The following is a 13,841-nucleotide window of genomic DNA, read 5'->3' on the forward strand; positions in this document are numbered from 1 at the left end:
ACGCCGACACGGGGAGTGGCGGGGGTTTTACCTGATCACGGCGTGCGGCAGGGGGTCGGGTGAACCCGTCACCAGCAGCACGACGGCGAACACCGCCAGGCACAACGCCATCAGCGCCAGCGGCCAGGCCAGCGATGCGGGGGCGCCGTGCCGGGACATGGCCGCGTACAGCTCGGGGTCCTCGTCCCTGACCTGACGGGCGATGGCCTTGAGCACCGACCGCTCGCGTGCCGACTGCGCCATGTGAAACCTCCCCCGAGAAGACTTAGAGCAGGTTTTATACCGATATGTCGGCAATTGCCAAATTCGCCGGGCCGGCCGGGACGAACGACCGGCCAGGACGCCCGCCACACCCGGACGGCAGGGCGGGGCGCTCACGTTGTACCAGGTAGCCCCTGGTACTGTGTGTCCCGACCAACACCCTTTTAAGACCCGTCCCGTGAGGCGGGAAAGGTGGTGAGATCCCTCCATGTCCGATTCCAGGGCCGTGCTCGAAGGCCCGGACATCCACCGGGCGCTGACCCGTATCGCGCACGAGATCCTCGAACGCACCAAGGGCGCCGGTGACGTCGTCCTCCTCGGCATCCCCACCCGCGGCGCCACGCTCGCCCGCCGGCTCGGTGACCGCGTCGAGCAGTTCGAAGGGCTCAAGATCCCCGTCGGCTCGATCGACATCACCATGTACCGCGACGACCTGCGCCGCGGCCCCGTCCGCCCGCTCGGGCGCACCGAACTGCCGCCCGACGGCATCGACGGCAAGGTGGTCGTCCTCGTCGACGACGTGCTCTACTCCGGCCGCACCGTCCGCGCCGCGCTCGACGCGCTCAACGACCTCGGCCGCCCGACCGCCGTGCAGCTCGCCACGCTGGTCGACCGCGGCCATCGCGAGCTGCCCATCCGCGCCGACTACGTGGGCAAGAACCTGCCCACCGCCAAGAGCGAGAAGGTCAAGGTCTACCTCTCCGAGATCGACGGCCGCGACGCCGTCCTGCTCATGAAGGAGGACGACAGGTGAACCGGCACCTCATCTCGGCGGGCGACCTCACCAAGGACGACGCGCTGCTCATCCTCGACACCGCCGAGGAGCTGGCCAGGGTCTCGGAACGATCCATCAAGAAGCTGCCCACGCTGCGCGGCCGCACGGTGGTCAACCTGTTCTTCGAGGACTCCACCCGGACCAGGATCTCCTTCGAGGCGGCGGCCAAGCGGCTCTCGGCCGACGTCATCAACTTCTCGGCCAAGGGGTCGAGCGTCTCCAAGGGCGAGTCGCTCAAGGACACCGCGCTCACCCTGGAGGCCATGGGCGCCGACGCCGTCGTCATCCGCCACGGCTCCTCCGGCGCGCCGCACCGGCTGGCCGGCTGGGTGCGCGGCAGCGTCGTCAACGCCGGCGACGGCACCCACGAGCACCCCACGCAGGCGCTGCTCGACGCCTTCTCGATGCGCCGCCGCCTCGGCGGGCTCGACGGCCGCCGGGTCACCATCGTCGGCGACGTGCTGCACAGCCGGGTCGCCCGCTCCAACGTGCTGCTGCTCAACACGCTCGGCGCCGAGGTCACCCTGGTCGCGCCGCCCACGTTGCTGCCCGTCTCGGTCGGCACCTGGCCGTGCGAGGTGTCCTACGACTTCGACGCCGTGCTGCCCAAGTCCGACGCGGTCATGATGCTGCGGGTGCAGAAGGAGCGGATGAACGCCGCCTACTTCCCCAGCGAGCGCGAGTACTCCCGGCGCTACGGCCTCGACCGCGACCGCTTCGCCAAGATGCCGGACGAGGCCATCGTCATGCACCCCGGGCCGATGAACCGGGGCATGGAGATCGCCGCCGAGGTGGCCGACTCACCGCGCTCCACCATCGTGGAGCAGGTCGCCAACGGCGTGACCATCCGCATGGCCGTCCTGTACCTGCTGCTCGGGGGAGAGATCCAGTGATCATCAAGAACGTGCGGATCCTCGGCGGGGAGCCGGTGGACCTCCGGATCGCCGACGGGCGCATCGCCGAGATCGGCACCGGCCTCGAGGCCGGCCCCGGCGGCGAGACCGTCGACGGCGGCGGCGCGATCGCGCTGCCCGGCCTGGTCGACCTGCACACCCACCTGCGCGAGCCCGGCCGCGAGGACGCCGAGACCGTCCAGACCGGCACCCGGTCCGCGGCCCGCGGCGGCTACACCGCCGTGCACGCCATGGCCAACACCTCGCCCGTCGCCGACACCGCCGGCGTGGTCGAGCAGGTGTGGCGGCTCGGCCGTGAGTTCGGCCACTGCGACGTGCAACCGGTCGGCGCGGTGACCGTCGGCCTGGAGGGCAGGCAGCTCGCCGAGCTCGGCGCGATGGCCGACTCGGCCGCCCGGGTCCGGGTCTTCTCCGACGACGGCAAGTGCGTCAGCGACGCCGTGCTGATGCGCCGCGCCCTGGAGTACGTCAAGGCGTTCGACGGCGTCGTCGCCCAGCACGCCCAGGAGCCCAGGCTCACCGAGGGCGCCCAGATGAACGAGGGCGTCGTCTCCGGCAGGCTCGGCCTGACCGGCTGGCCGGCCGTGGCCGAGGAGGCGGTCATCGCCCGCGACTGCCTGCTGGCCGCGCACGTCGGCTCCCGCCTGCACGTCTGCCACGTCTCCACCGCCGGCTCGGTCGAGATCATCCGCTGGGCCAAGTCCAAGGGCTGGAACATCACCGCCGAGGTCACCCCTCACCACCTGCTCCTCACCGACGACCTCGTCGAGGAGTCCCCGGTCGGCGCCTACAACCCGATCTACAAGGTCAACCCGCCGCTGCGCACGCACGCCGACGTCCAGGCGCTGCGCGCCGCGCTGGCCGACGGCACGATCGACGTCGTCGCCACCGACCACGCCCCGCACCCGGTCGAGGACAAGGAGACCGAGTGGCCGGCCGCGGCCATGGGCATGATCGGCCTGGAGACCGCGCTGAGCGTCGTCCAGGAGGCCATGGTCGAGACCGGGCTGCTCGACTGGGCCGGGGTCGCCGAGCGCATGTCGATCACCCCCGCCCGCATCGGCCGCCTGGCCGGCCACGGGCGGGCGCTGGAGCCGGGCGCGCCGGCCAACATCACGCTGTACGACCCGTCGGCCCGCACCGAGGTGGACCCCTCCGCCTACGCCTCCAAGAGCAGGAACACCCCGTACGAGGGGATGACGTTGCCCGGCCGGGTGGTCGCCACGTTCCTGCGCGGCACGCCGACCGTTCTCGAAGGGAAGCTGGTTTGAACTCCGCGGTGCTCGTCCTGGAAGACGGCCGCGTCTTCCACGGAACCTCTTACGGCGCCGAAGGCGAGACGTTCGGCGAGATGGTCTTCAACACCGGCATGACCGGCTACCAGGAGACCCTCACCGACCCCTCCTACCACCGGCAGATCGTCGCCATGACGGCCCCGCACATCGGCAACACCGGCGTCAACGACGAAGACCCCGAGTCGGGCCGCGTCTGGGTCGCCGGGTACGTCGTGCGCGAGCCGTCCAGGATCGTCTCCAACTGGCGGGCCGACCGCTCGCTCGACGACTACCTCAAGCAGCAGGGCGTCGTCGGCATCGCCATCACCGGCACCCGCGCCCTGACCCGCCACCTGCGCGAGCGCGGCGCGATGCGGGCCGGCATCTTCTCGGCCCCCTCCGCGACGGTCGAGGAGCTCGTCGAGCGGGTGCGGCGCGCGCCCGCCATGGAGGGCGCCGACCTGGCCGCCGAGGTGGCCACGGCCGAGCCCTACGTCGTGCCCGCCGCCGGCGAGCGGCGCTTCACGGTCGCCGCCGTCGACCTCGGCATCAAGGGCATGACCCCGCAGCGCATGGCCGAGCGCGGCTGCGAGGTGCACGTGCTGCCCGCCACGGCCACGTACGAGCAGATCATGGCCGTCGAGCCCGACGGCGTGTTCTTCTCCAACGGCCCCGGCGACCCCGCCACCGCCGACGTGTCGGCGCTGCGGAGCGTCCTTGCGGCCAGGGTGCCGTTCTTCGGCATCTGCTTCGGCAACCAGCTGTTCGGCCGGGCGCTCGGGCTGTCCACGTACAAGCTGCGCTACGGCCACCGCGGCGTCAACCAGCCGGTCCAGGACGTGCGCACGGGCAAGGTCGAGATCTCGGCCCACAACCACGGGTTCGCCGTCGAGGCGCCGATCGGCGAGCCGTTCGAGACCCCCTACGGCCCGGCCGAGGTCAGCCACGTCAACCTCAACGACCGCTGCGTGGAGGGCCTGCGCCTGCTCGACGGGCGCGCCTTCAGCGTCCAGTACCACCCCGAGGCCGCCGCGGGGCCGCACGACGCCGCTTATCTCTTCGACGAGTTCTGTGAGGTCATGAGCCGTGCCCAAGCGTGAGGACATCCGGTCGGTCCTGGTGATCGGCTCCGGCCCGATCGTGATCGGCCAGGCGTGCGAGTTCGACTACTCGGGCACCCAGGCCTGCCGCGTGCTGCGGGCCGAGGGCTTCCGGGTCATCCTGGTCAACAGCAACCCGGCCACGATCATGACGGACCCGGAGTTCGCCGACGCCACGTACGTCGAGCCGATCACCCCCGAGTACGTCGAGAAGATCATCGCCAAGGAGCGCCCCGACGCGCTGCTGCCCACCCTGGGCGGCCAGACCGCGCTGAACACCGCGGTCGCCCTGCACGAGTCGGGCGTGCTGGAGAAGTACGAGGTCGAGCTGATCGGCGCCGACTTCGACGCGATCCAGGCGGGCGAGAACCGCGAGAAGTTCAAGGAGATCGTCGCCAAGGTCGCCCGCGAGCACGGGCTCAACGCCGAGTCGGCCAAATCAGTCATCTGCCACACGATGCAGGACTGCCTGGCCGCCGCCGGCGAGCTGGGCTACCCGCTGGTCGTACGGCCCAGCTTCACCATGGGCGGCGTCGGCTCCGGCTTCGCCTACGGCGAGGACGACCTGCGCCGCATCGCCGGCGCCGGCCTCGACGCCTCGCCGACCACCGAGGTGCTCCTGGAGGAGTCGATCCTCGGCTGGAAGGAGTACGAGCTGGAGGTCATGCGCGACAAGGCGGACAACGTCGTCATCGTGTGCTCCATCGAGAACATCGACCCGATGGGCGTGCACACCGGCGACAGCGTCACCGTCGCGCCCGCGCTGACCCTGACCGACCGCGAGTACCAGAACATGCGCGACGTGGCCATCGCGGTCATCCGCGAGGTCGGCGTCGACACCGGCGGCTGCAACATCCAGTTCGCCGTCGACCCGCGCACCGGGCGCATGATCGTCATCGAGATGAACCCGCGCGTCTCCCGCTCCAGCGCCCTGGCCTCCAAGGCCACCGGCTTCCCGATCGCCAAGATCGCCGCCAAGCTGGCCATCGGCTACACCCTCGACGAGATCCCCAACGACATCACCAAGGAGACCCCGGCCTCCTTCGAGCCGACGCTCGACTACATCGTGGTCAAGGTGCCGCGCTTCGCCTTCGAGAAGTTCCGCGGGGCCGACCGCACGCTGACCACGCACATGAAGTCCGTCGGCGAGGCCATGGCCATCGGCCGCTCCTTCACCGAGGCGCTGCAGAAGGCGCTGCGCTCGCTGGAGAAGAAGGACTCCGCCTTCACCTGGGCGGGGCCCGTCCAGGACAAGGACGAGCTGCTGGCGGCCTGCCGCACCCCGCACGACGGGCGGCTGCGCACGATGCAGCAGGCCGTGCGCGCGGGCGCGACCGCGGCCGAGCTGTTCGAGGCCACCAGCGTCGACCCCTGGTTCCTCGACCAGCTCCTCCTGCTGGACGAGGAGGCCCAGGAGATCGCCGCCGCGCCCGAGCTGACCGCCGGCGCGCTGACCCGCGCCAAGCACCACGGCTTCTCCGACGCGCAGATCGCCGAGATCCGCGGCGTCGAGGAGGCCCACGTGCGCGCCCTGCGCCACGCGCTCGGCGTGCGGCCGGTCTACAACACCGTCGACACCTGCGCCGCCGAGTTCGCCGCCAGGACGCCGTACCTGTACTCCACCTACGACGAGGAGACCGAGGTCCCCTCCGGCGAGCGGGAGAAGGTCATCATCCTCGGCTCCGGGCCCAACCGCATCGGTCAGGGCATCGAGTTCGACTACGCGTGCGTGCACGCCTCCTTCGAGCTGTCGCGGGCCGGGTTCGAGACCGTCATGGTCAACTGCAACCCCGAGACCGTCTCGACCGACTACGACACCTCCGACCGGCTCTACTTCGAGCCGCTCACCCTGGAGGACGTCCTGGAGGTCGTGCACGCCGAGCAGCAGACCGGCCCGGTCGTGGGCGTGATCGTGCAGCTCGGCGGGCAGACGCCGCTCGGCCTGGCGCAGGCGCTGAAGGACGCGGGCGTGCCCGTGGTCGGCACCTCGCCCGAGTCCATCCACCTGGCCGAGGAGCGCGGCGCGTTCGGGCGGGTGCTGGCCGAGGCCGGGTTGCCCGCGCCCAAGCACGGCACCGCGCTGACGGTGCCCGAGGCGCTGGAGATCGCCGGGGAGATCGGCTACCCGGTGCTCGTCCGGCCCTCGTACGTGCTCGGCGGGGCCGGCATGGCCATCGTCTACGACGACGAGACGCTGACGACGTACATGGCGGCCCAGGAGGGCGGCCACCCGGTGCTGGTGGACAAGTTCCTCGACGAGGCCATCGAGATCGACGTCGACGCGCTCTACGACGGCCAGGAGCTGTTCCTCGGCGGCGTCATGGAGCACATCGAGGAGGCCGGCATCCACTCCGGCGACTCGGCCTGCGCGCTGCCGCCGCTCACGCTCGGCAGCCACGACGTCAAGCGCATCCGCGCCGCCACCGAGGCCATCGCGGCCGGGGTGGGCGTGCGCGGGCTCCTGAACGTCCAGTACGCCATGTCCGCCGGCGTCCTGTACGTCCTGGAGGCCAACCCGCGGGCCAGCCGTACCGTGCCGTTCGTGTCCAAGGCGACGGCCACGCCGCTGGCCAAGGCGGCGGCCCGGGTGATGCTCGGCTCCTCGATCGCCTCGCTGCGCGCGGAGGGCATGCTGCCGGCCACCGGCGACGGCGGCACGCTGCCGCTGGAGGCGTCCATCGCGGTCAAGGAGGCCGTGCTGCCCTTCAACCGCTTCCGGGGCGTCGACACCGTGCTCGGGCCCGAGATGCGCTCCACGGGCGAGGTCATGGGCATCGACGCGTTCTTCGGCGTGGCGTTCGCCAAGTCCCAGGCCGGGGCCTACGGCGAACTTCCGACCAAGGGACGCGCGTTCGTGTCCGTGGCCAACAGGGACAAGCGTGCGATGATCTTCCCTGTGAAGGCACTGGCCGACCTCGGCTTCGAGATCCTCGCCACCGAGGGCACGGCCGAGGTGCTGCGCCGCAACGGTGTCCATGCCAAGATCGTGCGAAAGCACAGCGAGGGGACCGGGCCCGGAGGTGAGCCTACGAGCGTGCAGGCGATTCTCGACGGCGAGGTGGACCTGATCGTCAACACGCCGTTCGGCAGCCCCGGCCAGTCCGGGCCGCGTCTGGACGGCTACGAGATCCGCACCGCGGCGGTGCTGCGCGGCATCCCGTGCATCACCACCGTCGCGGGGCTGGCCGCCGCGGCGGCCGGGATCCAGGCGATCGTCCGCGGCGACGTCGGCGTGCGTTCACTCCAGGAGCACGCACAGGCACTACGCGGCTGACCCCGCGGGAGGTGAAGACGACTGGCCGGCACACCTGTGCAGGTGACGGGCACGGTGCTGACGACGCGCCGGGTCGACGCCTACCATGCGCTCACGGTGGTGGCGCCCGGCATCGCCGAGCGTTACCGTCCCGGCCACTTCGTCTCCGTGGCGGTCGGCGGGGCCCACACGTCGATGGTGACGCGCCGCGCGCTGTCCATCCATGACGTCAAGTCCGACTACGGCGGCACGGTCGAGCTCGTCTTCACCGCCGCCGGGCCGGGCACGTCCTGGCTGGCCGAGCGGCGCGCCCGCGACACGCTCGACCTGGTCGGGCCGCTCGGCCGGCCCTTCCCGCTGCCGCGCGACCCGGTCAACTGCGTGCTGGTCGGCGCCGAGTACGGCTCGGCCGTGCTGTTCCCGCTGGCCGACGCGCTGCTGGCGCGCGGCTGCCGGGTCGACTTCGTGCTCGGCGGCGCCGGGGCCGACCGCGTCTTCGGCGCCATGCGGGCCCGCCGCATCGCCGAGACGACGACCCTGACCACCGAGGACGGCTCGCTCGGCCTGCGCGGCAAGGTCACCGACGCGCTGCCCTCGGTGATCGCCGACACCCGGGCCGACGCCGTCTACGCCTGCGCGCCCATGCCGGCGCTGCGGGCGGTGACGGCGGTGGCGATGGAGTTCGACATCCCGGTGCAGGTGGCCGTCGAGGAGTCGATGGCCTGCGGCATCGGGGTGTGCATGACGTGCGTCATCCCCGTCATCGGCGACGACGGCGCGACCAGGATGGTCCGCGCGTGCGCGGAGGGACCGGTGTTCCGGGGGGAGCGGGTGCGCTTCGAGGACGTGGGAACGATCCCGTTCGACGCGCTCGGCGCCCCCGGAGGCGGTGCACGACATGTCAGTTGATATGCGTACGTTTCTGGCGCACGTCGAGCTGGCGAACCCCGTCACCACGGCCGCCGGCTGCGCGGGCTCCGGACGCGAGCTCGCCCAGTTCTTCGACCTCCACCGGCTCGGCGCGCTGACCACCCGGTCCATCACCATGGCCCCCCGGGCGGGCCGGCCGACGCCGCGCATGGCCGAGACGCCCTCCGGCATGCTCAACGCCGTCGGGCTCCAGGGGCCGGGCATCGAGGCGTTCCTGGAGCGCGAGCTGCCCTGGCTGGCCCAGCGCGGCATCAAGACCATCGTCTCGATCGGCGGCGGCACCGTCGCCGAATACTCCGAGCTGGCCCGCAGGCTCGCCGACGCGCCCGGCGTGACCGCGCTGGAGGTCAACCTTTCTTGCCCGAACATGGAGGACAGGGGGCGTGTCTTCGCGCGCGAGGGCAGCGCCGCGGCCGAGGTGATCGCCTCGGTGCGCTCCATCATGCGCTACGACGTCCCCGTGGTGGCCAAGCTGGCGCCCGACGTGGCCGACATCGTCTCGGTCGCGCGCGCCTGCGTGGACGCCGGGGCGGACGCCCTGTCCATGATCAACAACCCGCTCGGCATGGCCATCGACACCGAGGCGCTGCGCCCGTCGCTGGCCGCCGTCACCGGAGGGCTGTCGGGGCCCGCCATCCTGCCCCTGGCCGTCCGGTGCGTGTGGCAGGTGCACGCGGCCCTGCCCGGGGTGCCGCTGATCGGCATGGGCGGCGTGATGACCGGCAGGGACGCCTTCCAGCTCATCCTGGCGGGCGCCTGCCTGGTCGGGGTGGGCACCGCGCTGTTCCACGACCCCTACGCGTGCCTGCGCATCGAGCGCGAGCTTGAGGACCTGCTGCGGGCACGCGGCTTCCAACGCCTCGCCGACGCCGTCGGCCTGGCCCACCGGCCGCCGGGGAGCGCTCCCCGGCACCTTCCAGTCGACTCCGAGGAGAGCTCCCCTTGACGCCCGCACCCATCGCCGTCGCCCTCGACGCCCCCGACCTGGAGACCGCCGCCAGGTGGGCGAGCCTGGTGACGCCGCACGTCAGCACCATCAAGGTGGGCCTGGAGCTGTACCTGCGCTACGGCCCCGACGTGATCGCCTCCGTGCGCGGCGCCAGCGGCGTCCAGATCTTCCTCGACCTCAAGCTGCACGACATCCCCAACACCGTCGCGGGCGCCGCCAAGGCCGTCGCCCGCCTGCGTCCGGCCATCCTGACCGTGCACGCGGCCGGCGGCGCGGCCATGATCCGGGCCGCGGTCGAGTCCGCCCCGCAGACCAAGATCGCCGCTGTGACGATCCTCACCTCGCTGAACGAGTCCGACCTCGACCGCATGGGCCTGGCCGGACCGGCCGACGAGGCCGTGCGCCGCCTGGCGGCCCTGTCGGTCGAGGCCGGGGCCACGGCGCTGGTGTGCTCGCCCAACGAGGTCGCGGCGGTGCGGGCCGAGGTGGGGCCCGGCATCACCCTCATCACGCCGGGCGTGCGCCCCCAGGGGGCCGACGTCCAGGACCAGGTGCGCGTGGCGACGCCCGAGCAGGCGCTGGCCGACGGCGCCGACCTGCTGGTCATCGGCCGTCCGATCACGGGCGCGGCGGACCCGGGAGCGGCCGCCGCCGCCATCGCCGCCTCACTGCGCCGCACGACCGCCTCCTGAACCGCCGCACGACCGTTGCCTGAACCCGCGCCCGGGGCACCCCCCTCGGGCGCCCGTCTGCGGCCCGCGGGAGGCGGGGGCAGGTTCTCCGCGCGTGGAGACGTGCCTTCCCGCGCGGGCCGAGGCCGGCTTCTGGGGCGCGCGGAGGTGAGCCTGCCCGCATGGGCGGGACACGCGCCGTGCGTACGCGGAGATGCGCCTGTCCGCGTGGGCGGAGGCGCGCTTCCGGCACGCGCGAAGGTGAGCTTCTCCGCGCGGGCAGAGACGCTTCCGGCATGCGGCGGAGGTGTTCTTCTCCGCGGGCGGGGACAAACTCTTCGCGTGCGCGGAGGTGTTCTTCTCCGTGCGGGCGTGGGCATGGCGGCAGGTGTCGCCGGACCGTTCGCGCAGCCCTCGCTCACAAGATCGTAATGCATCCGCCGGACGTTCGCGCACGCTTCGCGATTCTGGTTTCGGTCCTGGTCCGGCCCTGGTTTCGGACATCGTCCGGGGCCGCGCGGGCGATCTTCGCCCTGCTCCGGGACGCCGTCTGGGGCGGACCCGCGAAGCGGGAAGTGAGGGCGATTTGATCAGCAGTGTGTAATTTTACGCTCACGGACAGTGATGAAGTGGATTTTGTGAGGAGAGAAACCGCTCTTGACGTTGCTTAGGGGGCGATGACCAGCTAGTTTCCCTTCCCGTCCGAGTACATCGACAGAAATTCGAGGTGACCCGGCGTGGCTCTTCCTCCCCTGACCCCTGAGCAGCGCGCCGCAGCCCTTGAGAAGGCTGCCAAGGCCCGTAAAGAGCGTGCCGAGGTCAAGAACCGGCTCAAGCATGGCGCGGTTTCTCTGGCTGAGGTGCTCAAGGATGGGCAGACCGACGACGTCATCGGCAAGATGAAGGTGTCGGCCCTGTTGGAATCGCTCCCCGGCGTGGGCAAGGTCCGCGCCAAGCAGCTCATGGAGCGGCTTGCCATCGCCGAGTCCCGCCGCGTGCGGGGTCTCGGCGCGAACCAGAGGGCTTCCCTCGAGCGCGAGTTCGGTGGCAACGAGAGCTAATCTCTGTTCCACAAGAAAGCGCAGGTTCAACGGGGGGTAGGAAGTGACCGACAGGTCCTGGTCCGGCGAAGCAAGGGCCCACGAGGCAGTCGGATCGGGAGCGAAGGTCGGCTTCCTCCCCCTGAGCAGGAGGCGTCTGACGGTCCTGTCAGGGCCGTCGGGCGTCGGCAAGTCCACGGTCGTCGCCGAGCTCCGGCGGGCACACCCCGAGGTGTGGCTGTCGGTCTCGGTGACCACCAGGAGGCCCCGTCCCGGCGAGGTCAACGGGGTCCACTACTTCTTCGTCGACGGCGAGGAGTTCGACCGGCTGGTCGAGGCCGGCGAGCTGCTGGAGTGGGCCGAGTTCGCGGGCAACCGCTACGGCACCCCGCGCGAGCCGGTGCTGGACAAGCTCGCCCAGGGCGTGCCGACCGTCCTGGAGATCGACCTGGAAGGCGCCAGGCAGGTGCGCACCACCATGCCGGACGCCCTGCTGGTGTTCCTGGCCCCCCCGACGTGGGAGGAGCTGGAGAAGCGGCTGCGCGGCCGCGGCACCGAGCCGGAGGACGTCATCGAGCGCCGGCTGCAGGCCGGGCGGGTCGAGATGGCGGCCGAGTCGGAGTTCGACCTCACGCTGGTGAACACGAGTGTCCATGAAGTGTGCCACCGGCTGATAGCCTTGATGACTGACCCTCAGGGGGTCACCACCACCATCAACCGAGAGGTCTGACAATCGTGGCAGGCACCACCCCGGCCGCGGAGGGCATCACCAACCCGCCGATCGACGCGCTGCTCGACATCGTCGACAGCAAGTACTCCCTGGTGATCATGGGCGCCAAGCGCGCCCGCCAGATCAACGCCTACTACTCCCAGCTCGGCGAGGGCCTGCTGGAATACGTCGGGCCGCTGGTCGAGACGCACGCTCAGGAGAAGCCGCTGTCCATCGCGCTGCGCGAGGTCTCCGAGGGCCTGCTCAACGCCGAGCCCATCGAAGGCGCGGTCTGACCCCTTCGATGAAGGTCGTCCTCGGCGTCAGCGGCGGCATCGCCGCGTACAAGGCATGTGAGCTGCTGCGGCTGTTCACCGAGTCAGGTCACGAGGTGCGGGTCGTGCCGACCCGCGAGGTCCTGCGTTTCGTGGGCGAGCCCACGTGGGCCGCCCTGTCGGGCAACCCCGTGACCGCCGACGTCTGGGACGACGTTCACGAGGTGCCCCACGTCCGCATCGGCCAGCGCGCCGATCTCGTCGTGGTGGCGCCGGCGACCGCCAACACCCTGGCCAAGGCGGCCCACGGGCTCGCCGACGACCTGCTGACCAACACGCTGCTGACGGCGCGCTGCCCGGTCGTGTTCGCCCCGGCCATGCACACCGAGATGTGGCAACATCCGGCCACCCGCGCCAACGTCGCGACCCTGCGCGAGCGTGGGGCCGTCGTCATCGACCCGGCCGTGGGGCGCCTCACCGGCGCCGACACCGGCCCCGGCCGCCTGCCCGACCCCGCCGAGATCTTCCAGGTCTGCCTGCGCGTGCTGCGCGGCAGGCCGCGCGACCTGGCCGGGCGCAAGGTGGTGATCTCCGCCGGGGGCACCCGCGAGGCGATCGACCCGGTGCGCTACATCGGCAACCGCTCGTCCGGCCTCCAGGGGTACGCCCTGGCCCGCACGGCGGTCGCGCGCGGCGCCGAGGTGACCCTCGTGGCGGCCAACGTCGCACTCCCCGATCCCGCGGGGGCCGCCGTGGTGCGGGTGGGGTCCACGGCCGAGCTGCGCGAGGCGGTGCTGGCCGCCACGGAGAAGGCCGACGCCGTCGTCATGGCGGCCGCGGTGGCCGACTTCCGCCCGGCGTCCCGGCACGAGACGAAGATCAAGAAGACCGACGGCGAGCCCGACCCCATCCACCTGACGAAGAACCCCGACATCCTGGCCGAGCTGGGCCGGCTGCGGCGCGAGGGCGGCGCGGGTCCCCGGGTGATCGTCGGGTTCGCGGCCGAGACCGACGACGTGCTCGCCAACGGGCAGGCCAAGCTGGCCAGGAAGGGCTGCGACCTGCTGGTCGTCAACCAGGTGGGGGAGGGGCTGGCGTTCGGCACGCCCGACAACGCCGCCACCGTCCTCGTCGCCGGCGGCGAGCCGGTCGAGGTGCCGCGCGGCCCCAAGGACGACGTCGCCGACGCCGTCTGGGACCTGGTCGCGCCCCGCCTGTCCTGACGCGCGTTTCGCGCAAGAACGATTACCTGATCGCCAGTTGCGGCACCCCGGACGCCTACCGATACTTGGGGGCAAAGGGGGACGGAATGCCGGTGGGTTCCGCTGTCAGGGATCGTTGCAGGAGATTGCTGGAAGATCAGGGAGGTATCCGTTACGTCTTCCCCGCGTTGTCCGTGGGGCCGACGGGAACGGGCCACTTCCTCATCGTCGTCACCGATTCGTCCGTCTCGGTGCTCACCACCAGGACCCTCAGGAGCGACCGGCCGGTCGCGGTGTTCGCCACGTACCCGCGGCACACCAGGCTCGGCCCGATCCTGCCCGGTCCGTTCATCGAGCTCGGCAACACCGTGTTCGAGTTCGACGAGGAGTACGCGGCGGTGGTGTCCGCCGCCGACGCCGAGGTCTTCGCACCGGAGACGCTGCCGCCGGATCCCCTTCCCGACCTGTGACCGGAGACGTGGCCGGAC

General features: G+C 71.5%; 14 protein-coding genes. 13 read left to right on the plus strand and 1 reads right to left on the minus strand.

All coding sequences use genetic code 11. From position 1 onward, the window contains the following. Positions 1 to 27: 27 nt before the first annotated feature. The gene (locus tag ABZ459_RS09290; protein WP_357967935.1) at positions 28 to 243 is read right to left on the minus strand and encodes a DUF3040 domain-containing protein; all 216 of its coding nucleotides are present in this window, start codon (positions 241 to 243) and stop codon (positions 28 to 30) included. Positions 244 to 469: 226 nt separating this feature from the next. Here ABZ459_RS09290 and pyrR point away from each other — a divergent pair, with 226 nt between their 5' ends. The 13 genes from pyrR to ABZ459_RS09355 all read left to right on the plus strand — a co-directional run bounded on the left by pyrR (position 470) and on the right by ABZ459_RS09355 (position 13,823). Further along, positions 470 to 1,015, plus strand: coding sequence for a bifunctional pyr operon transcriptional regulator/uracil phosphoribosyltransferase PyrR (pyrR, locus tag ABZ459_RS09295; RefSeq protein ID WP_352322601.1), 546 nt, complete (start codon positions 470 to 472; stop codon positions 1,013 to 1,015). Next, positions 1,012 to 1,929, plus strand: coding sequence for an aspartate carbamoyltransferase catalytic subunit (locus ABZ459_RS09300; protein WP_352353188.1), 918 nt, complete (start codon positions 1,012 to 1,014; stop codon positions 1,927 to 1,929). Before pyrR ends, ABZ459_RS09300 begins: the two co-directional genes overlap by 4 nt. After that, complete coding sequence (locus ABZ459_RS09305) at positions 1,926 to 3,221, plus strand: dihydroorotase (protein ID WP_357967939.1); 1,296 nt, start codon at positions 1,926 to 1,928, stop codon at positions 3,219 to 3,221. The genes ABZ459_RS09300 and ABZ459_RS09305 overlap by 4 nt, the downstream gene beginning before the upstream one ends. Then, entirely contained in the window at positions 3,218 to 4,324 is a 1,107-nt protein-coding gene (gene carA, locus ABZ459_RS09310) for a glutamine-hydrolyzing carbamoyl-phosphate synthase small subunit (RefSeq protein ID WP_357967942.1), read from the plus strand. The genes ABZ459_RS09305 and carA overlap by 4 nt, the downstream gene beginning before the upstream one ends. After that, positions 4,311 to 7,598 (plus strand): carbamoyl-phosphate synthase large subunit, encoded by a 3,288-nt coding sequence (gene carB, locus ABZ459_RS09315; protein WP_357967945.1) that lies wholly within the window; start codon positions 4,311 to 4,313, stop codon positions 7,596 to 7,598. Before carA ends, carB begins: the two co-directional genes overlap by 14 nt. Positions 7,599 to 7,619: 21 nt before the next feature. Further along, positions 7,620 to 8,486: a dihydroorotate dehydrogenase electron transfer subunit gene (locus tag ABZ459_RS09320; protein ID WP_357968488.1), complete on the plus strand. Its 867-nt coding sequence runs from the start codon at positions 7,620 to 7,622 to the stop codon at positions 8,484 to 8,486. Then, a complete protein-coding gene (locus tag ABZ459_RS09325; RefSeq protein ID WP_357967948.1) occupies positions 8,476 to 9,453 on the plus strand; it encodes a dihydroorotate dehydrogenase in 978 nt (325 codons plus the stop codon). Before ABZ459_RS09320 ends, ABZ459_RS09325 begins: the two co-directional genes overlap by 11 nt. Then, the gene (gene pyrF / locus ABZ459_RS09330) at positions 9,450 to 10,148 is read left to right on the plus strand and encodes an orotidine-5'-phosphate decarboxylase (protein WP_357967951.1); all 699 of its coding nucleotides are present in this window, start codon (positions 9,450 to 9,452) and stop codon (positions 10,146 to 10,148) included. Before ABZ459_RS09325 ends, pyrF begins: the two co-directional genes overlap by 4 nt. 716 nt (positions 10,149 to 10,864) lie before the next feature. Further along, positions 10,865 to 11,188, plus strand: coding sequence for an integration host factor, actinobacterial type (gene mihF / locus ABZ459_RS09335; RefSeq protein ID WP_020541698.1), 324 nt, complete (start codon positions 10,865 to 10,867; stop codon positions 11,186 to 11,188). Between the two features lie 121 nt (positions 11,189 to 11,309). Beyond that, a complete protein-coding gene (gmk, locus tag ABZ459_RS09340; RefSeq protein ID WP_357968491.1) occupies positions 11,310 to 11,897 on the plus strand; it encodes a guanylate kinase in 588 nt (195 codons plus the stop codon). 5 nt (positions 11,898 to 11,902) lie between these two features. Next, a complete protein-coding gene (rpoZ, locus tag ABZ459_RS09345; RefSeq protein WP_043638590.1) occupies positions 11,903 to 12,172 on the plus strand; it encodes a DNA-directed RNA polymerase subunit omega in 270 nt (89 codons plus the stop codon). Between the two features lie 8 nt (positions 12,173 to 12,180). Then, complete coding sequence (coaBC, locus tag ABZ459_RS09350) at positions 12,181 to 13,374, plus strand: bifunctional phosphopantothenoylcysteine decarboxylase/phosphopantothenate--cysteine ligase CoaBC (protein ID WP_352353182.1); 1,194 nt, start codon at positions 12,181 to 12,183, stop codon at positions 13,372 to 13,374. A gap of 125 nt (positions 13,375 to 13,499) precedes the next feature. Then, positions 13,500 to 13,823, plus strand: a complete 324-nt coding sequence (locus ABZ459_RS09355; RefSeq protein WP_352322592.1) for a hypothetical protein — start codon at positions 13,500 to 13,502, stop codon at positions 13,821 to 13,823. Positions 13,824 to 13,841 lie beyond the last annotated feature (18 nt).

The sequence above is a fragment of the Nonomuraea sp. NPDC005692 genome (genome assembly GCF_040631115.1).
Lineage (GTDB): Bacteria > Actinomycetota > Actinomycetes > Streptosporangiales > Streptosporangiaceae > Nonomuraea.

Coding starts and splice junctions, on each gene's coding strand:
- ABZ459_RS09290 (WP_357967935.1), bottom strand. CDS start 243: ATGGCGCAGTCGGCACGCGAGCGGTCGGTGCTCAAGGCCATCGCCCGT.
- pyrR (WP_352322601.1), top strand. CDS start 470: ATGTCCGATTCCAGGGCCGTGCTCGAAGGCCCGGACATCCACCGGGCG.
- ABZ459_RS09325 (WP_357967948.1), top strand. CDS start 8,476: ATGTCAGTTGATATGCGTACGTTTCTGGCGCACGTCGAGCTGGCGAAC.
- coaBC (WP_352353182.1), top strand. CDS start 12,181: ATGAAGGTCGTCCTCGGCGTCAGCGGCGGCATCGCCGCGTACAAGGCA.